Below are 22,502 nucleotides of genomic sequence, written 5' to 3'. Positions count from 1 at the left end.
GGCGTGGCCGTGACGGTGGGCGTCGGTGTGGGGCCGGCCATCAGGCGCCGCCTCCCCAGCCTTCGAGCACGGACCTGTTGGCCGCGGCGTAGTTGAGGTGTCCCTTGACCACGACCTCGTGGAGCCAGGCCTGGGCGGCCTTGAGGTCGTCGGCGGAGCGGCTCCACGCGTCCAGCTCGTCGATGAAGGTCTCCCGTGCCTCGCCGTCCCAGCTCAGCACGGCCTTGGTGGCCTGCCCGTACAACACGTCGAGCTTGTCGTTGAGGGCGCCGAGGATCTCCTCCAGGTCTCCCGAAAGGCGTTGCAGGGTGGCGAAGTCGACGGTGATCCGGTCGTCGTCCGGCATGGTGCTGATCCCCTCGGCTCAGATGTCCTGGAGGCGGCTGACCGCCCGTACGGGGTCCGGCGCGGGCGCCTGGTCCGGCACGGTCAGCGCACGGGCCGCGGCGGACACGTCCTGGCCCTCCTGCGACCGCCGGAAGGATGCCAGGACCTCGAGTTCCTGCTCGGTGAACCCGTCGCGCGAGGCGCGGGTCGCCGCTTCCAGCAGGGCCACCACCTTGCGGATGCGCACGGCATCCTCGGCGACCCCGCGGTGCAGCGCCCGGTAGGCGGTGGCGGTGGGCCCCTGCCAGCCCGCGGCGATCTTGTCGACGACCGCGTCCATCCTGCGGACCTGCTGGTCGAGATGGCGCTGCATGTCGTCGAGGTCGTCGGCCAGCCGGCTGAGGCCGGCCTCCGAGACGCCCAGATCGCCGTTCTGCATCCCGGGCCCCCGCCCCCTAGACCGCCGGACGTCCGTCCGGACGTCCGTCCGTACGCCTGTCCGCGCGCACGGGCGCCCACTCTAACGCCGGTCCCCGGCGCGGCCGAAGGCGGCGGCCGCGGCCGCACCGCGTCCGTTCAGGGCGTCGATCTGCTGCCGTCGAGCCGCTCGATGCGCGCGATGTTGCCCCGGTCCTCGGGGTCCGTGCTCGCCGTGGCGGCGAACCAGGCGTCGAGGATCTCCTTGAGCAGCGGCTCCGAGGTCAGGCGCAGGCTGAGGGCGAGCACGTTGGCGTCGTTCCAGCGGCGCGCCCCGTCCGCGGTGTAGGCGTCCGTGCACAGGGCCGCGCGGACGCCGGGCACCTTGTTCGCGGCGATCGAGGCCCCCGTACCGGTCCAGCAGCACACGACGGCCTGCTCGGCGTTCCCGGCGGCGACCTCACGGGCCGCCGCCTCCGAGCAGGCGGCCCACTGCGGGTCGTCCCCGGGGCTCAGGGCCCCGTGGACCAGCACCTCGTGCCCGCGCTCGCGCAGCTGCCCGAGGAGGGCCCGCGCCACGGGTTCGTCCATGTCCGAGGACACACAGATACGCATGACCCGAGGCTAACGGGCCCCCTGCCGGCGGGAGCTCCCGCCGTGGCTCCCCGTGACCGCCCGCCGTGACCGCCCGCCGTGTCAGCCGCGGGTGGCGCGGCGGCCGAAGGCGAACCAGAGGCCCAGCAGCACCCCGCCGCCCACGGCGACGACGGTGGTGGCCGTGCCCGAGGCGAGGCTCGCGGTGGCGACGACGGCCAGCGCGTACGCCAAGGGCAGCAGCACGTTCAGGTTGGTGACGGCTGTCTTCGGACCTTGTGACATGGGTGGGTCCCCCTGCTGGGTGGTTGGGTGGTACCCGGCCGCAAGTCGTGTGCGCAGCGGGCGGGTTGGTCGTGGAGCGCATCGTTCCGGAAGGATCATCTCACCTGGCGGCGGGTGCCGTGAGCGCTCGCACTGGATCTCACGCTCCGTCACATTGCGTGCCCTCAAAGCCGGTTCGCGGTGCCTGCCATCTGCGGGCCCGCCATCCGCGCGAAGAGCCCGTGCGTATCGGCCATGAGCTCGTCGAACGTGCCCTGCTGGACGACCCGGCCCCGTTCCATGACCACGATGCGGTCCGCGTCGACCACCGTGGACAGCCGGTGCGCGATGACGATCCGGGTGGCGTTCAGGCGGCGCGTGCTCTCGGCGACCAGCCCCTGGGTGGGGTTGTCGAGGGCGCTGGTCGCCTCGTCGAAGAAGACCAGGCGGGGCCGTGCCACCAGGGCGCGGGCGATCATGAGGCGCTGGCGCTGGCCGCCGGAGAGGGTGTTGGTGCCCTCGGAGAGCACGGTGTTCATGCTCATCGGCATGGCCCGGATGTCGTCGGCGAGGCCGGTCATCTCGGCGGCCGCCCAGGCGTCGTCGAGGGTGTGGCCGCCGGAGCCGACGATGTTCGCGAGGATGTCGCCGGCCTGGAGCGAGCCGTTCTGCAGCACCACTCCGCACTGGCGGCGGACCGCCGAGACGTCCAGCTCGGCGAGGTCCTGGCCGTCGTACAGCAGGCTGCCGGACAGGGGGGTCTCGAAGCCGAGCAGGAGCCGCAGCAGGGTGGACTTGCCGCTGCCGGAGGCGCCGACGACGGCGATGAACTCGCCCGGCATCACGGTGAGGCTGACGTCGTCGAGGACGAGCGGGCCGTCCTGGCCGTAGCGGAAGGACAGGTGCGAGACGGCGATCCGGCCGGACAGGTCGCCGGGGTCGGCCTTGGTGCCGTCGTTCTCCGGTTCCGCTTCGAGGATGGGCTTCAGCCGCTCCAGCATCGGAACGGTGCCGACGGCGGTCACGGCGGAGGCGGTGAACTGCAGGCCCGCCGAGAGCAGCAGGTTGAAGGCCGCGAAGAACGGCAGGAAGGTGGCGAGCGGCACCTCTCCGTGCAGGGGGCCCGCGGTCACCCCGAAGACGACGGCCGAACACAGCAGCGGGAAGCCCGCGTTGAAGGTCGTCACGCTGTTCTGTACGCGGCGGACGCGGGCGGACAGGCCGTGGCCGCGGGCGGCCAGCCGGGTCCACTCGGCGAAGGCCCGTTCCTCGGCGGCGGCCACCCGCAGCTTCGGCATGGCGGTGAGCATCTGGAAGACCATCGCGGACATCGCCTGTTCGTGCGTGTACTCGCGGCGGGCCCAGCGGAGTTGGAGCCGTCCGGCCGCGGCGGCGAACAGGACGCCGACGGCCGTGAGGCCGGTGGCGACCAGGGCCAGGGTCAGGTCGTACCAGAAGACGAGGGCCAGGTTGGCGAGGCCGGTCAGCAGGGCCAGCGCGGCCGTGGTGAGCATGCCCGAGAGGAGTTCCTGGGCGGCGGTGACACCGAGCACGGTGGTGCCCAGCTCGCCCGTGGAGTAGCGGGTGAAGAACGCGGCCGGCAGGGACAGCAGCCGGTTCCACAGCCCGGCCTGCAGGGCGGCTCCGGTGCGGCTCTCCAGCCGGAGGACGGCGAGGTTCTGTACGACGGACAGCGCGGCGGTCACCAGGCCCGAGCCGACGACGACCAGGGACCCCTGCACGATCAGGTTCCGGTCGGCGTCGGCCACGAACTCGCCGAGCACCTTGCCGGTCATGACCGGGATGATCAGGCCGATCAGGGCGACGAGCGCGCCGGTGAGGGCGAGCCGGGCCAGGTCCCGGCCGTGCCCCAGGGAGGGCGAAAGGCCGAACCTCAGCAGGCTGGGGACGTCGCGCACGGCCGCGGGCAGCGGCCGGTACAGCACGACGGCGGCGGGGCGCAGCCGGCCGGCCGTCTCGGCGTTGAGCAGGGTGACCCGGCCCTGGTCGACGAGGACGTACCCCTGGCCCAGGGGCAGCAGCGCGACGGGCCGGCCCGTGACGTGGTACCCGAGCACCGGCCCCACGTCGCGGGTCCACCAGCGGTCCTCCAGCCGGATGCCGCGGGTGCGGAATCCGGAGGCGAGGGCGATGGCCCGCAGGTCCTCGGCGGCGCTGCGGCGGCCCGGGCCGGGGCTCCGCACCGGGGGGCTGACGGAGAAGCCCTGCCGGGAGGCGACCAGGCGGACCGCGGCGAGCGTCGGCTCGTCGTCGGCGACGTCCGCGAGCTTCAGGCGCGCGCCGGTGTCGTGGAGGACCGCGTCGAAGGTGCGGACGGCGGACGACAGGACCTTCCCGTCCTGGGTCCGGCGCGCGGCGAGTTCGGCGCGCTCGCGGGCCCGCTGGACGGCGATGCGGTGGTCGATGGTGGTGCGCAGCCGGGCGGAGTGCTCGGTCAGCGCGTCCGTCAGCCGGCCCTCCCGGTAGACGGAGAGGAGGGAGGCGGTGGTGAGGCGGGCGGCGCCGCGGGCGCGGACCCAGTCCTGCTCGGTGAGGACCAGCTCGGCGCCGGGGCCGACGGGCTCCAGTGCGCCGGTGCCCTCCTCCCCGTCGGGGTCCGCGGCGCCCTCGGTGGCGGGGTCGCCCGGATCGAGGAGGCCGGATTCCACGCGGACGAACTGCACCCCGTCGACGGAGCGGGCCACGTCGCCCGGGTCGAGGTCGGTGCCGTCGGTGGTGCTCAGGGACGTGAACTGGCGGGGTGCGAGGGCGCCGGGGAGCGCGTCGGCGAGGGCGGTGAGCCCGGCGGTGAGGCCGGTGAGGAGCCGGGCGTGGTCGAGCCCGGCGGGGCTCTCGCCGTCCGGCCGGGGCAGCGTCGCGTGGCCCTGGCGGATCTGGTCGAGGAGGGACAGCGGCAGCCGGGTGAGCCGGGCGTCGAGCACAGGCCGGGCGATGAGGGTGTGCCGGCTCTCGGCGCCGGTGCCGCACACCACGATCATGCCGGCCTCGGCGCGGCACAGGAAGTAGCGCCGGCCGTGCGCTCCGCCGGTCCCGCCGTCGGGTCCGCGGTCCACGGCGAACAGGTCGGCCGCGCCCGATTCCACGTACAGCAGGGTGGCGGGGTCGTCGAGGCAGAAGGTCCGGGCGGGGGAGGCCGCGGGGGAGCCTGCGGCGGGGGGAGTGCTCACAGGGTGTCCTTCTCCTCGGAGCGGCTGGAGTCGAACAGGGCGGCGTAGCGGCCCTGGGCGGTCAGCAGTTCGTCGTGCGTGCCGCGTTCGGCGATGACGCCCCGGTCGAGGACGATGATCTCGTCGGCGTCGCGCACGGCCGAGAGCCGGTGGGCGATGATCAGGCAGGCGCAGCCGCGGCGGCGCAGGTTGTCCATGACGGTGCGTTCGGTCGCCGGGTCGAGTGCGCTGGTGGCCTCGTCGAGGACGAGCAGGGTGGGGCGGGAGGCGAGTGCGCGGGCGAGTTCCAGGCGCTGGCGCTGGCCGCCGCTGAAGTTGCTGCCCTGTTCGCACACCCGGGCGTTGATGCCGCCGGGGCGGGACATGACCTCGTCGAAGACGGCGGCGTCCTGGAGGGCGGCGAGGACGACCTCGTCGGGCACGGTGTCGTCCCACAGGGTCAGGTTGTCGCGGACCGTCCCGGCGAAGAGGGCGATGTCCTGGTCGACGTAGGCCATGGAGGCGGCCAGGACGGTACGGGGGATCTCCTCGCGGGGCTGTCCGCTGATGAGGATCTGCCCCGAGCGCGGCTCGTAGAGGCCGGTCACGAGCCGGCCAACGGTGGACTTGCCGCTGCCCGAGCCTCCGACGAGCGCGATGCGGGAGCCGGGGGCGACGGTGAGGCTGAGCGCGGTGACGACGGGGTCGGAGAGCGGGCCGTAGCCGAAGGTGATCTCGTCCAGGGTGAGTTCGCCGTCGAGCCGGTTGGCCGGTACCTCGGACCGGCCGCCCGTGGCGCCCTCGTCCAGGGCGTCCGTACCGGGTGCGCCGGGCTGGAAGCTCCGGGCCTGCGGGTACTTCTCCACGTCGTGGATGCGCTTGAGGTCGGCGTTCATCTCCTGGAGCCGGCTGCCCAGGTTGGTGAGCTGGGTGACGGGGCGGCTGAGGGACGCCAGCAGGGTCTGGAAGGTGACGAGGATGCCGACGCTGAGGGTGCCGTCGGCCACCCGCAGGCCGCCGACGAGCAGCATGACGCCGATGTTGACGACGGCGAGCAGGGGCGGCAGGACGGTCAGTACCGCGGTGGTCTGGCCGAGCCGCTGCTGGGCGGTGGTGACCTTGGCGAGGAAGCCGGCCCAGCGGGTGAAGGCGTCGGGCTCGGCGCCGGTCGCCTTGACGGACTCGATGGTGGACAGAGTCGCGAAGGTGGTGCCGATCAGGTTGCCGCGGTCGGCGCGCAGGGCGTCCACGGCGTCCTTGCGGGTGCGCGAGACCAGTTGCAGGACCAGTACGTTGAAGCCGGCGGTGGCCAGGCCCAGCAGGCCGAGCAGGACGTCGTAGCGGACCATCAGGGCGCCGTAGAAGACCACGAGCACGCAGTTGATGGTGGTGGCGGCGACGTCGCGCGAGAGGATCATCGCGACGGTGTCGTTGCTCGCGACGCGCCGGGCGACCTCGGCGGGGCGGCGCTGCAGGAAGAACTCGATGGGCAGCCGCAGCAGATGGCGGAAGAAGCGCGCCGACGCCACCAGTCCGGTACGGATCTCCATGCGCAGCAGGTAGTGCTGCTGGACGGAGGTCAGGACGAAGACCATCAGGGCGGTCACGAGCATCGCCAGGACCAGCGGCAGCACGGCCGTGGGCGAGTCGGAGACGAGCACCCGGTCGAGGAAGACCCTTGAGTAGGAGGCGCCGACGATGCCCGGCACCACCAGCAGCAGGCTGGCGAGCAGGACCAGCGGCAGGGCGCGGCCGGACGGCAGGCGGCGGTCCAGGAGGGCGGCGGCGGTGCTGCTGCGGCGGCCGCCGGGCGTGAAGTCGGGGCCGCGTTCGAAGGTGAGGACGATGCCGGTGTACCCGGAGTCGAACTCGGACCACTCCATCAGCCGGGGCCCGCTGGCCGGGTCGTTGACGGCGACCTGGGTGCGGCCGAACCGGGTGGTGATGCCCTCGACCACCATGAAGTGCTGGAACGCCCAGAAGATCATGACCGGCCCGGTGCGGAGCTTCTCCTCCAGCTGGTCGGTCTCCGCCTGGAAGCCCTTGGCGACGAGCCCGAACGAGCGGGCCGCGGCCAGCACGGAACTCGCCCGGGCGCCGTCCCGGGAGACTCCGCACAGGGCGCGCAGTTCCTCCAGCGGGACGTGCCGCCCGTAGTGGGCGAGGATCATCGACAGACTGGCCGCGCCGCACTCCACCGATTCCATCTGCAGGACGGTGGGCACCCGGTGCGCGCGGCGCCGGGCCCAGCGCCGCTTGCGGGCGGCGGTGCGCCGGGTGCGGCGGGCGTCCCGGCGGGAGGCGGCGACGGGGGGCCGGATCTTCGTGTCGGTCATGGCTGCCGTTTCCTCAGCTCGGTGTCGGGTGTCGCGGCGTCGGTGGCGGCGGCGTCGGCGGCACCGCTCAGCGCCCCAGCACCAGGTCGAACGGCGACTGGGTGCGCAGCTCGATCGAGGCGGACACGGAGGTCTGCGAGCTGAGCCGGATGGGCGGGGGCTTGGCGGAGCTCCAGGCGTAGCCGGAGGCGGAGCCAGATTCGGGGATCAGGTCGACGGTGACCAGGCGCGGCGCCTGGTCCTGCTGGAAGCTCTGGGCCGCCAGTTCGCCGCCGGCGATCGCCGCGAGGCCCTCGCGGGTCAGCGGGTACGGGGCGACGCTGGTGACCGTGCCGCGCAGCAGGCCGAACACGGCCGGGGGCGCGGTGGACACGTTCAGGTCGACGGGACGGCCGGGCACGAGCCGGGCGGCCCGGTCGGCGGGTACGAAGACGAGCGCGACGAGGCGGTCGCCGGGCAGGTCGGTGCGCTCGACGGTGGCGACGGTGGCGCCGGCCGGGACGAACTGGCCGGTGGTGAGCGTGGCGCTGATGACCTTGCCGGCGAACGGGCTGGTGATCGTCTGGATCTTCCCGGCCTGGTCGGTGAGGCGGGCGACGGGCTGCCCCGCGCTGACCTCGTCGGCGGGCCGGACCAGCAGGTCCTGGGCCATGCCGGTGTACGGGCTCTGCACCTGGCTGGTGCCGCCGGGGTGGGTCAGCACGCCCGGGGCGTCGACGGTGACGTCGAGCCGGACGAGCACCGCCCACACGCAGGCCCCGGCCATCACGATGAGCACGACGAAGACGGCGATCCAGCCGCGGGGGGCCGCGAGCATGACGGCGGCGTCGAGCTCGTCCGGCTCCCGCTTGCGCTGGAGTGCCTGGTAGCGGAACTTCATGGTGGTGTGTCCCCCCTGGCCGGGTCAGAGGCCCGCGGCGGCGGGCTCGGCGGCGGACTCGGTGCCGGACTCGGCCGAGGGCTCGGCGGCGGGCTCGGCGGGTCGGCTGCCCAGGACGAGCTCGCCGACGGTGCCCTCCAGCAGCGGGTCGCGGCCGGTGGCGGCGGCGAACGCGGTGGTGTCGCCGCCACCGAGTCCGCACACGGCCAGGCCCATCGCCGTGGCCACCAGGTAGACCGTCTGGTAGAGCACGCCGACGTGCTTGAGGATCAGCGGGTAGGCGACCGTCTCGTACTTCCACATCACGCGGCCGAAGCGGGCCGCCACGAGCAGTACGACCTGGGGGTCCCCCTCCATCATGGTGCCGCCGCGGGCCTCCTTGACCAGGGTCGCGGTGGCCGGGCCCGGCGCGGCGACCAGTTCCAGCTCGTGCCGGTCGGGCGCGTACCGGTACAGCCCCGGCTCCAGCCCCTCGCAGTGTGTGACCAGCGGGTAGACCTCCAGCTCGTGCACGGCTCCGCCGCTGGGCAGCGGGCGGTCGGCGAGTTCCTGCCCGTCGCTTCCGGTGAACGTGCCGCGGATGCGGACGGTCCGGTAGAGCAGCTCGGCGAGCTGGGCCAGCGTCAGCGGGTTCCCGGGGTCGTGCGCGCGCGTGGAGGTGCGCTGCTCGATGGCCTCGGTGAGGGTCAGGTCCCGGGCGGCGATCGCTTCGAGGTCGGGCACGGGCAGTGTCACGCGGGGCCCGTCGGCGGCGGGGGCCGCGACCGGCTCGGGGCCGAAGCGGTCCGCGTGCCGGTAGGTGCCGCCGTAGCCGGGGGCGGAGGCCGGGACGCGGGTGCGGGCGTGGAAGGCGAGGTCGACCGGGTCCCACTGGACGCTGCCGCGCTCCTCGGCCTGCGGGTCGCTGCCGGGGCCGCCGGGGGCCAGCGCGCCGGCGGTGGCGAGCAGCCGTACCAGCGGGGCCGGGACCTCTTCGGTCCAGGTGGTCAGCAGCGGGAGCAGCGCGGCCGCGCCGGCGCCCAGTTCCACGGCCAGCGGGCTGCCGGGGGCGCGCAGCGCGAGGGTGCCCTCGGCGGGTGACAGCAGGGCGTGCCGGCTCAGCCGGACGGGGCCGCGCGGGGCGGGCTTGAGGGTGGTGGCGCCGCGGCCGACGGGCACCAGGCGGGCGAGGGGAGCGCCGTCCGGGCCGGTCACGGCGTGTTCGAGGAGGCCCGCGGCTTCGAGCCTGGAGCGCAGCATCTGCCAGCGCAGCAGGCCCGTTTCGCCGTCGTGGGCCACCACGAGGGCGTTGATCGCGGTCTCGTCGCGGTCGCCCTCGCCGAAGGCGTGCAGCGCGGCCCGGGCGCCGGGGGTGATGGCGCCCAGGCGCACGGCGCCGAGGTGGGTGGTGATCTCCCCGTCCTCGAAGGTGCCGCCCCTGGCCAGCCGGCTGGTCAGGGTGTACGTGCCGGACGCCGCGGCGGCCGGCGGTGCCTGCCCGGGGAGTGTGCTCGTACTGGTCATGGCTCCAGCCCTGATGAGGCGCGGGCCGGGTCGTGCCCCGGCCCGCGGAGGTGTCGGATGATCAGGTACCGGTCTGCGCGCGGGGGCGGGCCCGCGCGGAGCGGCTCCGGCTCAGAAGAAGACGTTCCAGGTGTTCAGGTCGGCCTCGGCGAGGGGCTCCGTGAGGCGGCCCATGCGGACCGGAGCCTCGTAGAGCCGGCCGGGGCCCAGCCGCCGCCAGAAGTGACGCAGGCCGGGGGCGATCACCTTGACCACGTTCAGCTCCAGGTCGGGGCGCGTCTGGTCGACGACGATGACCTCGGAGCCGGCCTCCTTGATCCGCTCGACCTGGTCGCGGATGCGGGCGGCGAGGTCGAACCCGGCCTGCGGGCCGACCTTCGTGGCCGGCAGTTCCGGGTCGGGCAGCAGCCAGGGTTCCGCGGCGACGGTGGCCGTCTTCAGCCAGGTCAGGGTCTCCAGGTCGCCGACGAGGTAGGAGGTGTTCCCGGCGGCGTCGCGGGTCTCGATCATCGGCAGGAACTGGTTGAGCTCGGTGAGCGCGCGGAAGGCGGCGACGCGCGGGTCCGGGTGGGCGCCGAAGCCGACCATGATGTCCTCGACGCTGTGGCGGCGGCGCGAAGCGGCCACGTACACCGGCATGCCGAGGTCGGTGGTGAGGTCCATCATCCACAGGTCGCGGTCCATGGCGCCGTAGTAGCTGCGCAGTTGGTCCACGTACGGGTCTTCGAGCGAGTCCATGTCGAAGGCCGGCAGGCGCAGCCGGTTGTACCACCAGATGGCGACGGCGTCGCGCTCGGTCAGCTCGCACAGGCCCTGGAGGATCGCCTCCTCCAGGGAGTTGCCGGCGGCGGTGCCGTTGGAGTCGGCGATGCAGAAGAAGTGCTCCTGGAGGTCCGGGTGGCCGTACCAGGAGTAGGCGGCCGGGATCAGGCGCTCCTCGTCGTGGGTGAGGGACCAGCCGCTGGTCCAGTCGATCGCGACGTCCTCGGGGAACCGGTCCGGCACCTTGTGCAGGCGGTTGGCGGGGTCCTGGTTCCAGGTGTCCCGCGCGGCGACCTGCGCCTCGGAGAAGTGCAGCAGGCTCGCGGGGTGGACCACCGTGCCGGGGTCGAGGTCGCGGTAGGCGGCGCGCCGTACGGCCTCGTCGCCGCGCCAGACGCCGGCGTAGCGCTCGATGGCCTCGCAGACGGCGCTGACCTTGGCCTGGATCTCGGAGCGGCCCTTGCCGCCGCTCTGGCCGCGCAGGTTGCGGCGCAGCAGGTCCATGCTGTCGTTGACCATCGCGAAGTTGTGGCCGGCGGCGTAGCTGTAGGTCAGCGTGTTGGACTCGGGCGTGTGCGAGACCAGCTTGGTGATGGCACCGAGGTGCGGGCTGATGTGCTTCTCCAGGCGGGCCAGCGTGGCCTCGGGGCTGTTGACGCGGTAGCCGCCGTCGCTGGTGTGGCTGGCGTCGCCGGAGGTCAGGACGATCTTGGGGCTGCGCTCGCTGACCAGGGCCGGGTCCCCGCAGGAACGGCACTGGGGCTGGCGGATCAGCGGGTGCCGGTCGGTGGTGAGGGTGGAGAGGTCCAGGGTGACCATCTGCCCGCACAGCGCGCCGGGTTCGCCGGTGGCGGCGATCCGGGCGGCCTCGGCGGCGATCAGGCCCGCGGCGGCCAGCGGGCCGGCCGGGATGGAGGCGCGCGCCGGGTGGCGGGGCACGGAGTCGCCGCGCTTGCCGGCCAGGTAGCGCTCCAGCTGGCGGTTGCCGGCCAGGCGCTGGGCCAGACAGGTCCAGCAGCCGGTGTGGTCCGGGTCGAGGAACGGGCCGATCCAGGGCGAGATGCCGCCGGTGCGGGCCAGCAGCCACGGCCTGGCGGCCGCCAGCTGGCGCTCGTTGCGGGCTTCGAGGGCCGGGTCGAGGTAGTCGTCGACGAGGGCGACGGAGATCCCCTCTTCCGGCACGGTGTCGAACGCGCCGGTGAGGGCGGTCAGTCCGAGGGCACGCAGCGCCGCGAGGACCGGCTCGGGGTCGACACCCGCGGTCGCGCAGACCGTGACGGGGGCGGTGGCGAGGGTGGTGGCGGGGTCGATGCCCAGGGCGTCCCAGTACGCGAGGGTGGCTTCCGGCAGGTCGGGCCGGCCCTCGGCCAGGTGCCCGGCGGCGCCGAAGCGGGTGAGGGCCGCGAGCACGGTGGGGATGGGCAGCGTGCCGGCGAGGACCTGCACGATCTCCATGACGGTCTTGCGGCCGTCCAGGTACGGGAGCACAGCCGCGGCCGCTTTGCCGGGCACCAGGTAGTCCTGGCCCTCCGCGTAGAGGAAGACCCGCTCGCCCTCCACCACCTCGACGTGGAAATGGGCCTTGAGGCGCGGCTTTTCCATCTGTCCCCCTTGGTTCTCGCGGTCAGCCCTGACGTGGCATCACACCGGCAACCCAAACACGGGGCCGACCCCGGGTAAATGCTTCACCTGATACGCAGGAAGCGCCTCGAATACGTACTCCGGCGGTGATGCGTACGTACCGGGCCGCGCGCGGGCCGCGAGGCCGCGCGCACGGAATCGAGCCATCCGGTTGCGATGTAAGAAGCTGGCCCAACTGGACTGCAACTACTGCCCCTTTGGCTTGATCTGCCCCCGGCGCAATGCGACATTGACCCCATGCATTCACCCAACGGGGATCTGTACCACCGTGAGCGTGAGATGGGCCTCCTTCAGGGTGCCGTCGGTGAACTCGCCCTGGGGCGCCCGACGGTGGCCACCATCCACGGGTCGCACGGAATCGGGAAGTCCGCGCTGCTGAACGCGGTGCCCCGGCTGCTGCCCGCCGGGACCCTGGTGCTGCGGGCGCGCTGCCATCCGAGCGAGAGCCAGTTCCCGTACAGCATGGTGAGCCAGCTGTTCGACCCGGTCCTCGGCGGCGCCGCCGGCCACGGCACGCCCGGGCCCGGGCTCGGGGAAGCCGGTCCCACCCACGAGGCCCTGCTGGGCCTCCTGCGGACCACGCGCTCCCTCGCCGTCGACCGGCCGGTGGCCATCCTCGTCGACGACCTGACCACGGCCGACCCGCACTCGCTGCGCTGGTTCTCGTACATCGCCCGGCGGCTCGACGACCTGCCGGTGCTGATGGTGGCCACGCTGCCCGCCTCGGCGGCCGCCCAGGTGGCGGAGCAGCTCGGCCCGCTGCCGTACCTGCTGCGGCTGTGGCCGGAGCCGCTGTGTCCGACCTGTACGACCGAGCTGGTCGACCGCGCCTTCGACAGCCCCGTCGACCAGGAGCTGGCGGCGCTCTGCCACACCCTGGCGCACGGAAACCCGCTCGTGCTGCACGACCTGGTGACCCGGCTGCGGCGCACCCACGTGCCGCCCGGCTCGCCTGACCCCGGGCAGGTGCTGCCGATCGGGGCCCAGGCCCTCTCGGAGACGGTGCTCGCCTGGCTCGACGAGGACGAACCCTGCGCGAGCGAGCTGCTCACGCAGCTGGCCGTGCTGGGCCCCGACACCGACCCGGCCGTGTGCGCCGCGCTCTCCAAGCACGGCGAGGTGCACGACCAGCAGGCCCGCGAAACGCTCGTACGGGCCGGGCTCCTGGAGGCCGGTGTGCCCGGCCGTTTCACGCACACGGCGGTCCGGCCCGCGGTCCTCGCCCGGGTGTCGGCGCACGAGCGGCTCGTGCTGCACGGGCGTGCGGCGGCGGTCCTGGCCCGGCTCGGCGCCCCGGTCCGGCAGACCGCGGACCAGCTGATCCTGGCGGGCTGCGACTGGGGGATCGACGTGCTGCGCGGCGCGGGCATCCAGGCCTCCGGGGTCGGCGATCACGAGTCCGCCGCCCGCTACCTGCGGCGCGCGCTCACCCTGCTGGAGCAGCGGGGCGCGCCCGGGGCGGAGGGCGACGAGAGCGCGGCGAAGGAGGCCAGGGAACGTGAAGAATCGTTTCTCGACCTGACGGTGCGGCTCGGAGCCGTCGAACTCCACCGAGACCTCGACGCCTGCGCCCGGCAGGCCGCGGCCGCGGCCGACAGCCTGCTGGGTCCGGTCCGGCGCGCCGAGGCCCTGGCCCGGCTCGCCTCGCCCGCGCTCGTCTCCCGGGTCGAGGGCGCCCAGCCGTTCGTCCGAGTCTGCGGCGAGCTGGCGGCGCTGCCCGCGCCGCCGCGCGAACACCTGCTGCGGCTCACCGCGCAGACCCTGCTCACCGGGCACCGCTCCGGCCTGCGCCGGGCGGCCCGGCTCGCCGCAGCCGACCCCGGGGACCCGGCCGCGCACGTCTTCGCCGGGGCGCTCGCCGCGGCCGCCGCCGCCAGCGGCCGGCTCGGCACCGCGCGCCGGATGGCCCTGCGGGTCGCGGCGGGCACGGCGGGCGCGCCGGAGGGGGCGGCGCCCGCGTCGGCGGCCGGCCCGGTGGGCGCCGCCCTGGCCCTGACCTGGACCGGCGACCTCGACGGGGCCGCGGCCCTCGTCGACCGGCTGATCAGCATGTCGCGCGCGTCGGACGACCCCGCCACCACCCTGCTCGCCCACCTCGTACGCAGCGAGGTCCGCCACCGCCGGGAGGCGCACGCCGACGCGCACGCCGACGCCGAGGCCGCGCTGCACCTCGCCCGCCGGCTGAACGCCCCCGCCCTGGCCGGCGCCGCCGCCGCGGCCGCGGCCCGCGCCCTCGTGGGCCTGGACCGGGCGGCCGAAGCGGCCGTCCTGCTGACCGCCGAGCCGGAGACCGGGGACGCCCACCCGTTCATCAAGGCGCTGTCCCTCCAGGCGCACGGCACGGTCGCCGCGGCCCTCGGCGACCACACCACCGCCGTACGCCTGTTCCTCGACTGCGGCCACCGGCTCGCGCTGCGCGGCATCACCCACCCGGGTTGCGTGACCTGGAGGGCCCAGGCGGCCGCCTCGTACCGGGCCCTGGGCGAGGAGTCCGCCTCGGCCACGATCCTGGACGGCGCGCCCCGGCAGCGGGGCCCGGCGCAGCGGTCCCGGCCGGGGACACCCCAGGGGACACCGCAGGGGACACCGCCGGGGCGCGAGCGCACCCTGCTGAGCCCGGCGGAACAGCGGGTGGCCGAGCTGGTGGTGCGGGGCAGCTCCAGCCTGGAGGTCGCGGAGAAGCTGTTCCTCAGCAAGCGCACCGTCGACACCCACCTGGGCCGCATCTACCGCAAGCTCGGCATCCACAGCCGGCACGAGCTGGCCCGCGCGATCGGCGAGGAACTGGCGGTGTGACACGGGACGGTGGGCGGAGGAGCCGTCCGCAGGCCCCCGCCCACCGCGCCCCCGCCCACTGTGCCCCCGCCCACTGTGCCCCCGCCCACTGTGCCCCCGCCCACCGTGCCCGCGCCCACCGTGCCCGCGCTCCCGGGGGTCAGGCGCGCGCCGCCTCCGCGGACCGCCCGGCCCGGCCTATGCCCAGCCGGGGCGTGGTCGTCAGGTACAGCCCCGTCGCCGCGTCGTGGCCGCCGATGTCGTGCTGCCCGGCGGACATCCGGTCGGCCAGGACCTCGGCGGGGAGCGGGCCCGCGCCGCCCGCCCGCCGGGCGTCGTCGAGGTCCAGGACCCCGGCGGTGAGCGCCGCGAACGCCCCGCTGTCCGGTGCGGAACGCATCGGGTCCGGGCTCTCCCGAGGGGCCATCAGCTCGGGGTGGCGGCCGCGGGCGAGGCGCTGGGCGAGCCAGAAGTACGTGGACTTGCCGCGGTACTGCTCGTAGAAGCCGGCCACCATCGAGAACATGCGGGCGTACGCGTTGCGGTAGAGCGCCTCGTAGAAGGACAGCGCCTCCTCCTCGGTCACCTCGCCCGCGTCGACCGCGCTGATCGAGGCGGCGGCGAGCATGCCGCTGTACATGCCGAGGTGGACGCCGGTCGACAGCAGCGGGTCCAGGAAGCACGCGGAGTCGCCGGCGAGGAAGTAGCCGGGCCCGCAGAAGCTGTCCGCCGTGTACGAGAAGTCCTGCTCGACGCGCACGTCGTGCTGGAAGGTGCCGTCCGCCACCAGCTCGCGCACGGTCTGCGACTCCTCCACGGAGTCCAGGAACAGGGCCTCCATGCCCGCCGCACCTGCCGGGTAGCGCTGCTTGCGCTTGAGGAAGTGGTCCTGGTGGGTCACGAAGCCGACGCTGTACACGTCGTCCTTGAGCGGGATGACCCAGTACCAGCCCTCGGGGGCGGAGATGACGTTGATGCCGCCGCGGGGGGTGCGCGGCAGCAGCGCGCCGCCCTGGTAGTAGCCCCAGACGGCCACGTTGCGGAACACGTCGTGGGGCGTGCGGTTGTCGAGGTGGCGCACCGACAGCAGGCCGGCCCGGCCGGTCGCGTCGATCACGTGGTCGGCGCGGGTGGTGTGCTCCCGGCCCTCGTGGGTCCACTCGACCCCCACCGCGCGGCCCTCCTCGAAGAGCACCTTGCGGGCCTGGGCCCCCTCGACGACCTCGACGCCCTGGGAGGCGGCGTGGCGCAGCAGGACCTCGTCGAAGTCCGCGCGGTCGACCTGCCAGGAGGTCTGGGCGGTGGTGCCGAAGATCTCGGGCCAGTCGACGACCCAGTCGCGCTCGGCGCCCCAGCGCAGCAGCAGGCCCTCCTTGACCTGATAGCCGCGCGCTTCCACCTTCTCCAGCGCACCGGCCAGTTCGATGATGGACCGGCAGGACGTCGCCACGGATTCCCCGATGTGGTATCTCGGGAAATGGGCGCGCTCCAGCAGTTTCACGCGCGCGCCCTGGCGGGCCAGCAGCGCCGCGGCAATGGAGCCGGCCGGCCCACCGCCCATGACCACGATCTCGGATGCCATCGCTTTCGCCTTTCCCGTTCCCCGACGGAATTCCACCGCATTCCCTGCGTTGCGCGCGGGCGCGGGAATTCTTCGCAGCGGATGCCTCGCGGCGGATGTCTCGCATCGGATTTCCTCGGCCGAAGCGACCTTCGCACGACGGGCGGCGCGAATGAACGGGGGGCGATGCGCAGCGAGGGATTACGTATCCGGGGGATTGCGTAAGGGACCGCGGTGCGGGGCGTCCCGGCAGGCTCAAGCGCTGCCGAACCCGTCCGTCACGCCGAACACCGCTCCCCAGGGATCGGCCAGCAGCCCCGGGGCGAGCACACGGGCGCCCGCCGCGCGGGCGAGGCGCTCGAACGCGGCGGTGTCGGCCACCCCGAACCGCGGCACCCAGCGCGCGTCCGCCGCCTGCGCGACCTCCTCGGTCTCCGGCCGGGCCCCGCAGACCTCTCCGTAGAACGCCTCCGACTCGCCCGGCCGCGGGGTGTGCAGGGCGGCCCCGGTCAGCGCGCCGGCCTCGTCGACGACCACCACGCCCTCGTCGTGGGCGCCCTGCCACAGCCCGAAGGGCGCGCCCTGGGGGTCGACGGCGAGGCTGAGGCGGCCGTTGCCGCCGGCCGGGACACCGGCCACCACCACGCGGGCGCCGTGCCGCTCGGCCCGCCGCCCGGCGGCGTCGAGGTCCTTGGCCGCGAGGTACACGGTCCACGCGGAGCCGAAGCGGGGTCCGGCCGGGCTCGGTCCGAGGCCGCCGACGATCTCGCCGCCGAGCAGGACCAGGTGGTAGCCCCGGCCGCCCTCGGGCCGGAACTCCCAGCCGAAGAGGGCGGCGTAGAAGTCCTTGGCGCCGGTGGGGTCGACGCCTACGTGGTCGATCCAGCAAGGAGTTCCGTCAACGTACGAGCTTCGGCGGGGCACGGCACGGTTCCCTTCGGGGTGGTCGCGGACAGGCGTCCGTCGAGCAGGTCGGCGGCCTCTTCGGCAGCGCCCGATTCGGGCAGCAGGAGGCGCATCCGGGGGGTGGCCGCGAAGGCGGGGTCCGCCGAGGCGTCGGGGGGCCACACCGAGGCGGCGAAGTTCCAGTCCTCCAGCCGGGACCGCTGGGTGCCCCTGCTGCAGAGCCGGACCAGCGTGGCCGGGCCGAACCGTTCGAGGATGCCGGCCGTGGCGATCAGCCGCTCGGGGCGGACCATGACGGACGGGCCCGTCAGCGGCGAGCAGACCGTGCGCACGTCGTCGCGGGGGCCGTCGGTGAGGCCGCCGGCGCGGGCGCCCTCCAGGGCGGGTCCCCGCAGTTCCAGGGGCAGTTGGTAGGGCAGCGTCTCCCCGGTGACGCGATCGACGACCAGGTACTGGCCGGAAACCATGCGCCAGCCGCGTGCGCCGAGGGCGAGCGCCACGGAGTTCCGCGGTGAACCGATGCCGCCGACCAGCGCCACCACTGCGGCGCCCTTGGCCAGCACGGCGGCCTGGACGACCGCGTACGGGTGCTCCATGACGGCGAAGGGCGGCAGAACTGGCGGGATTCCGCCTATGCCGTGGTAGGCCCAGCGGCGTAGCACGCGGCCCTCACCGTCGAGCACGCGCACCTCGTGTGCCACCTGCCCGACCCCGGTGTGCGAGGCGAAGTGCAGGCTGACCGCGCTGCGCACCGGCTCCGCCCGCTCTTCGAGCAGGTGCCGGCCGAAGTGAAAGGCGAGGTCGGACTGGTCCACCAGGCCCATTACTTGGAGGATCATCCCAAAGAACTCGAGCGTGAATATCGGCATGTGTCCCCGCCCCCCGATTTACTTCCCTTGATCACTTTATACGGGCATCGACAGGCCTATTAAGTGACTAACAGGCCAAGAGGTGGTCCAGCAGCAGCGGCGCCACGGCCCACGGCTGCTCGAGAAAGGGCAAATGACCTGCGCCGGGGACCACATGGGACCGGCAGTGGGGCACCACCCGGGACAGCAAAGCGACGTTGGCGTGGAATGCGGGCATATCGGCACTGCCGGTTAGTGCGAACGTACGAGCCGTGATCCGTGCCAGGTCCTCCCCGGAGTGCACGTGCGAGCTCAGCCCCGCCATCGCCCCGTTGTCCAGCTCGGCCCAGGAATGGCGGGCCACGACGGACCGCAGCTCGGCGCGGAGCAGCGGATGGGCCTCGGTGCCCCGGAAGATGTCGGGCGGCGCCGCCATCCACAGATCGGCCAGCAGCTCGGCCGCCTCCGCCCCGCGCATCCGGCGCAGCATCAGCATCTCGATGTACCGCTTGCGGGCCGCCGGGTCGGGCGGTCCGCCGGCCGGGGTCGGCGCGCCCACGACGAGGCGGTCGACCTCGTCCGGGTAGGCGAGCGCCATCTCCAGCGCGACGGTCGAGCCGAAGGACAGGCCCACCCACCGCCGGGCCTCCTGCTCACGGGCCAGCCCCCGGACACGTGCGGCGAGTTCCGGCAGGCTCAGCCCCGGGCGCAGCGCCTCGGAGCCGCCGTGCCCCGGCAGGTCCACGCCGACGTGGCGCAGCCCCGGGAGCAGCCGCCACAACGGCCGCCACAGGGTGGCGTCCATGGTGTAGCCGTGCAGCCACAGCACGGTGGGGCCGCTGCCGTAGGCCAGGGTGCGCAGTCCGCCGTACGCGCCCTCGCGCTCGCCGGGCAGCGGCTCGCGGGAGGCGTGGCGGTGGCCGGCGTCGGCCGCCGCGGCGGCCGCCGTCCCGGGTGCGGTCGCCGTCCCGGGCGCGGTCCCGTTCGGATTCCCGCTCATGACGCCTCCCCGTCGCCCAGCTCGGCGAAGCCCGCGCAGAACTCCCGGTACGCGACGACGGCCGCGTCGGCCGCGTCGTAGCGGGGGGTCACCCGCGGGTTGAGGTGCTCCCAGACGGCGATGTCCTCGGCGAGGGCCCGTTCGCTGCCGGCGACCAGCATGGGCAGCTGGTTCTCGCGGCCCTCGCGCACGCCGACGGCGACCCGGGCGACGCAGCCCCCGCGCCCGTCGGGCACGGCGCCGGTGACGATGACGTGCACCTCGTCGGCGGGCCCGAACTCGGTGACGACGACCCCGGGGCTGTACGCGCGCGCGTGGAAGCGCGGCACGTACGGCGCGGCGGCCGCCGCCGCGCCGCGGCCGGCCCAGGGGGAGGCCGTCATCGGGAACTCCCCGTCCATCACCAACTCGCCGTGCACACCAATGGAATGGCTCATGCCGCGGATCCGGTGGACTTTGTGCAGAGCGGTGAAGTGGTCCGTGTCGAAGGCGTTCTCGACGATGAGGTCCGCGGCCGCGGCCACCGGCCGCTCCACCGCCTTGACCAGAGGCATCGACCCGGCCAGTTCCTTGAGTACGGTGCGCAGTCCGCGGTCGTCGTCCGGTCCGTCGGTGAGGCGTACGAAGACGGCGTCGCCGCATTCGACGACCTCGTGCTCGCGCACCCACGGCCGGCTGCCCTCGCCCGAGGGCTGCCCCAGCCCGATGCGCCGCCCGTGGAAGGGGCACACCAGGCAGCCGCCCTCCACCCGGCCGCCGTAGCCGAGATGGGCGCCGCGGTGCGGGCAGTCGGCGTCGTACGCACGCAGGCCGCGCTCCGTGCGCACGGCCACCAGACGGCGCGGGCCGATGTCCAACGGGACCACCTCGCCGTCCAGTTCGGATGCGAAGGCGGCCAGGTACCACCCCGAGTGCACGTTCAAGGACATCGCTTCCCCGCCTCCAGAACTTCCTGTGCGGCGCGCCGCCCGTCGGCGTACGCGCCCTGAAGCCACGGCAGGGCCCGCCCGGTCACGGCGGCCTCTCCCGCGAAGAACAGCCGCCCGTCGGGTCCGTGCAGGGGACGGGCCCAGTCCCGGGCCGCCCGGTCCGTGCCGGGTCCCGGGGCGCAGAACGCCCCGCCGCTGTACGGGTCGGCGGTCCAGTCGGCGGTCTCGGCGTCCACCACCGCCACGCCCCGGGTCCACGGCAGCGCCACGGCCAGCAGCCCGGCGAGGTGCACCGCGGATCCGGCCGCCTCCCGGACGCATGCGGCCGCGGCGGACTTGGCGACGATCAGCACCTCGGGGCGGCCCTGCCGGCAGGAGACGAACCCGCCGACACCGTCCGCGTCGAACACGGCGGCCGTTTCGGGAGCCGGGCCGGCCAGGGTCACCACGGCGCAGAAGCCGTCGCCGGGTACAAGCACCTGGGCGGCGGCGGTCTTGTCCGGGCCGAGCCCCTCGACGGTGAGCAGGCCGCCGGCGACCACGGCGGGCGGTACGGCCAGGACCGCCCGGTCCGCGGTGAGTTCGCCGTCGGCGGTGACGATGCGCACGCCGCCTCCGGGCCCGGCCGCGATCCGGTGGACGGGGGTGCCGGTGCGCACGTCCAGTCCTGCGGCGAGGGTGTGGGGCAGCAGGTCCAGGCCGCCGGGCACGGTGAACTCCCCGCGGCCGCCGCCGTCCTGGCGCACCGCGGTGGCCACCCCGGCGGCGTCGAGCCGGTCGGGGTCCGCGGCCCAGGTCTGGCGCAGCCATTCGCGGGCCGTGGCGGCCTCGGCGGGGGAGGCGCCGCTCGCCGCCAGCCAGCCGCCGACGCTGAGTCCGCCGACGCTGCGTCCGCCGGCGTCGAGTCCGCCGCCGGCGCCGCCGGGGGCCGGGGCGTAGCCGGCGAGCCTGCCCTCCAGCAGCCACGGCGGGTTCGCGCCGCGGGCGAGGACGCCCATGGGGCGGGCGACGCGGCCGGTCACGACGTACGCCGCCGACGGGCGGGGTGCGGCGGGCAGCGGGCCGAGGACGGTGTGGGCCGGGTTCCGGTCGCCGTGCACGACCTGCGCGCCGAGTTCGAGGACCGGGCCCCCGTCGGCCGGGCGGAAGGTACGGACGCGGCCGCCGATCCGGGGCCGTGCCTCCAGGACGAGGGCGTCGACGCCGGCCTGCGCCAGGCGCTGGGCACAGGCCAGCCCCGCGACCCCGGCTCCGATCACCACCACCTCAGGCACGCGCGTCCTCCAGCCCGGCGGTGCCCCGTACGCCCGGGTCCCGTACGCCCGCGTCCCGTACCTCCGCGCCCAGGTCGACGGGGAGAGCGGTGAGGCGGCGCGGGATCAGGGACGGCGCCCAGCGCGGGTCCGGGCCGGAGATGACGGCCTCGGGGAAGCGGTGGACGATCCGGCCGAGCAGCACCGCGCCGGACTGCTTGACCAGGCGGGCGGCCAGGCAGAAGTGCGGGCCGCCGCCGAAGGCGAGGTGCGGGTTGGGCCGCCGGTCCCACACCAGGCTGCCGGGGTCGGCGAAGACGGCGGGGTCCCGGTTGGCGGCGGCGAGCACCGCGAGGACCCGCTGCCCGGCCGGGATGCGCCCGCCGGGCAGCTCGGCGTCGCGCAGGGTGACGCGGGCGGTGAAGGGGATCGGGGCTTCGAGGCGCAGCAGTTCGTCGACGGCGGTCTCGGCCGCGTCCTGGCCGGCGGCGCGCAGGGCGGCGCGCACCCCGGGGCGCGGCAGCAGCCAGTACAGGGCGTTGCTGACGGCCTCGGCCAGCGGCTGCCAGCCTCCTACGACGGCCAGGCCGAGGACGCCGAGCATCTCCTGCCGGGTCAGCCGGGTGTCGGCGGCGAGCCGGCCGAGCGGGCAGTGCGGGTCGACCCGGCCGGTGTGGGCGTCCAGGAACCGGGTCAGCTCGCCCATGGCGGCGCGGCCCAGGCGCGCGATGTGCGGCGGGGCGAGCGGGTCGAGGTTGACGGACGCGGCACGGGCCAGTGCGGAGAGGGTCTCCCGCTGCTCTTCGGGCAGCCCGAAGAGGCGGGCCAGTACGGCGGTGGCCAGCGGTGCGCCCAGCTCCTCCACGGCGTCGAGGGGCACGCCGCGCTCCACGGCCCGGTCGAGCAGGGCGTCGGCGTCGGCGGCGATCGCCCCGGCCACGGACGCCAGGGCGGCCGGGCCCAGCAGCAGGGCGCCGGGGGCGCGCAGCCGGGTGTGGTCGACGCCGTCGGTGGTCAGCATGGACACCGGCAGCTCGTCGTCCCGGGACCGCTCGCGCTGCCCCGAGGCGGCGGAGAAGGCCGGATCCTTCAGCAGGGCCGTGCAGTCGGCGTGCCCGGTGACCAGCCACATGCCGGTCATCGGGTCGCGGTGCACGGGGTCGTGGGCCCGCAGCCACTCGTACGCCGGGTACGGGTCGATCCGCCCGGCGGGGCTGAAGGGGTGGGCCAGGTGGGCGGGCAGCCCGGCAGCCTTGGTCATGTACGCGTTCTCCTCATCACGGCGGCCATCTCGCTCATCGGGGGTGCCCGCACCTCGGGGGTGCCCGCTCTTCCGGGG

The 22,502-nt window shown here is 74.6% G+C and carries 17 protein-coding genes; 1 reads left to right on the top strand and 16 read right to left on the bottom strand.

Features of this window, described 5'->3' with window-relative positions; translation table 11 throughout:
• Window positions 1-40: 40 nt before the first annotated feature.
• The 9 genes from ACIA8F_RS29780 to ACIA8F_RS29740 all read right to left on the bottom strand — a co-directional run bounded on the left by ACIA8F_RS29780 (window position 41) and on the right by ACIA8F_RS29740 (window position 11,852).
• On the bottom strand, window positions 41-346 hold the full coding sequence (locus ACIA8F_RS29780) for a WXG100 family type VII secretion target (protein ID WP_399383380.1): 306 nt from the start codon (window positions 344-346) through the stop codon (window positions 41-43).
• Between the two features lie 18 nt (window positions 347-364).
• Window positions 365-766, bottom strand: a complete 402-nt coding sequence (locus ACIA8F_RS29775) for a WXG100 family type VII secretion target (RefSeq protein WP_399383378.1) — start codon at window positions 764-766, stop codon at window positions 365-367.
• Window positions 767-903: 137 nt separating this feature from the next.
• Window positions 904-1,359, bottom strand: a complete 456-nt coding sequence (locus ACIA8F_RS29770; protein WP_399383377.1) for an RpiB/LacA/LacB family sugar-phosphate isomerase — start codon at window positions 1,357-1,359, stop codon at window positions 904-906.
• Between the two features lie 81 nt (window positions 1,360-1,440).
• Window positions 1,441-1,623, bottom strand: a complete 183-nt coding sequence (locus tag ACIA8F_RS29765; RefSeq protein ID WP_399383375.1) for a hypothetical protein — start codon at window positions 1,621-1,623, stop codon at window positions 1,441-1,443.
• Window positions 1,624-1,787: 164 nt separating this feature from the next.
• The gene (locus ACIA8F_RS29760) at window positions 1,788-4,790 is read right to left on the bottom strand and encodes an NHLP bacteriocin export ABC transporter permease/ATPase subunit (RefSeq protein WP_399383373.1); all 3,003 of its coding nucleotides are present in this window, start codon (window positions 4,788-4,790) and stop codon (window positions 1,788-1,790) included.
• Window positions 4,787-7,105: an NHLP family bacteriocin export ABC transporter peptidase/permease/ATPase subunit gene (locus ACIA8F_RS29755; protein WP_399383372.1), complete on the bottom strand. Its 2,319-nt coding sequence runs from the start codon at window positions 7,103-7,105 to the stop codon at window positions 4,787-4,789. Before ACIA8F_RS29755 ends, ACIA8F_RS29760 begins: the two co-directional genes overlap by 4 nt.
• A 67-nt stretch (window positions 7,106-7,172) precedes the next feature.
• The gene (locus tag ACIA8F_RS29750; RefSeq protein WP_399383370.1) at window positions 7,173-7,985 is read right to left on the bottom strand and encodes an HlyD family efflux transporter periplasmic adaptor subunit; all 813 of its coding nucleotides are present in this window, start codon (window positions 7,983-7,985) and stop codon (window positions 7,173-7,175) included.
• A gap of 24 nt (window positions 7,986-8,009) precedes the next feature.
• Window positions 8,010-9,488, bottom strand: a complete 1,479-nt coding sequence (locus tag ACIA8F_RS29745) for a SagB family peptide dehydrogenase (protein ID WP_399383368.1) — start codon at window positions 9,486-9,488, stop codon at window positions 8,010-8,012.
• Window positions 9,489-9,599: 111 nt separating this feature from the next.
• Complete coding sequence (locus ACIA8F_RS29740) at window positions 9,600-11,852, bottom strand: TOMM precursor leader peptide-binding protein (RefSeq protein ID WP_399383366.1); 2,253 nt, start codon at window positions 11,850-11,852, stop codon at window positions 9,600-9,602.
• Window positions 11,853-12,128: 276 nt separating this feature from the next.
• Here ACIA8F_RS29740 and ACIA8F_RS29735 point away from each other — a divergent pair, with 276 nt between their 5' ends.
• Window positions 12,129-14,687, top strand: a complete 2,559-nt coding sequence (locus ACIA8F_RS29735; protein WP_399383364.1) for an AAA family ATPase — start codon at window positions 12,129-12,131, stop codon at window positions 14,685-14,687.
• 139 nt (window positions 14,688-14,826) lie between these two features.
• Here the strand turns inward: ACIA8F_RS29735 and ACIA8F_RS29730 are convergent, their stop codons facing one another.
• From ACIA8F_RS29730 to ACIA8F_RS29700, 7 genes are all read right to left on the bottom strand, one after another.
• A complete protein-coding gene (locus ACIA8F_RS29730) occupies window positions 14,827-16,248 on the bottom strand; it encodes an NAD(P)/FAD-dependent oxidoreductase (RefSeq protein WP_399383362.1) in 1,422 nt (473 codons plus the stop codon).
• Window positions 16,249-16,482: 234 nt separating this feature from the next.
• Window positions 16,483-17,151 carry a VOC family protein gene (locus ACIA8F_RS29725; protein WP_399383360.1) on the bottom strand — a complete coding sequence of 223 codons (669 nt, stop codon included), beginning with the start codon at window positions 17,149-17,151 and terminating at the stop codon, window positions 16,483-16,485.
• The gene (locus ACIA8F_RS29720; RefSeq protein ID WP_399383359.1) at window positions 17,097-17,972 is read right to left on the bottom strand and encodes a hypothetical protein; all 876 of its coding nucleotides are present in this window, start codon (window positions 17,970-17,972) and stop codon (window positions 17,097-17,099) included. Before ACIA8F_RS29720 ends, ACIA8F_RS29725 begins: the two co-directional genes overlap by 55 nt.
• Window positions 17,973-18,069: 97 nt before the next feature.
• Window positions 18,070-18,981 carry an alpha/beta fold hydrolase gene (locus ACIA8F_RS29715; protein WP_399383358.1) on the bottom strand — a complete coding sequence of 304 codons (912 nt, stop codon included), beginning with the start codon at window positions 18,979-18,981 and terminating at the stop codon, window positions 18,070-18,072.
• Window positions 18,978-19,910 (bottom strand): Rieske 2Fe-2S domain-containing protein, encoded by a 933-nt coding sequence (locus ACIA8F_RS29710; protein ID WP_399383356.1) that lies wholly within the window; start codon window positions 19,908-19,910, stop codon window positions 18,978-18,980. The genes ACIA8F_RS29715 and ACIA8F_RS29710 overlap by 4 nt, the downstream gene beginning before the upstream one ends.
• On the bottom strand, window positions 19,901-21,184 hold the full coding sequence (locus ACIA8F_RS29705) for a flavin monoamine oxidase family protein (RefSeq protein WP_399383354.1): 1,284 nt from the start codon (window positions 21,182-21,184) through the stop codon (window positions 19,901-19,903). The genes ACIA8F_RS29710 and ACIA8F_RS29705 overlap by 10 nt, the downstream gene beginning before the upstream one ends.
• The gene (locus ACIA8F_RS29700) at window positions 21,177-22,424 is read right to left on the bottom strand and encodes a cytochrome P450 (protein WP_399383353.1); all 1,248 of its coding nucleotides are present in this window, start codon (window positions 22,422-22,424) and stop codon (window positions 21,177-21,179) included. The genes ACIA8F_RS29705 and ACIA8F_RS29700 overlap by 8 nt, the downstream gene beginning before the upstream one ends.
• Between the last annotated feature and the right edge of the window lie 78 nt (window positions 22,425-22,502).

It is taken from the genome of Streptomyces sp. NPDC051563 (genome assembly GCF_044454225.1).
Classification (GTDB): domain Bacteria; phylum Actinomycetota; class Actinomycetes; order Streptomycetales; family Streptomycetaceae; genus Streptomyces.
This window is presented reverse-complemented; position numbering and strand designations above follow the sequence as displayed.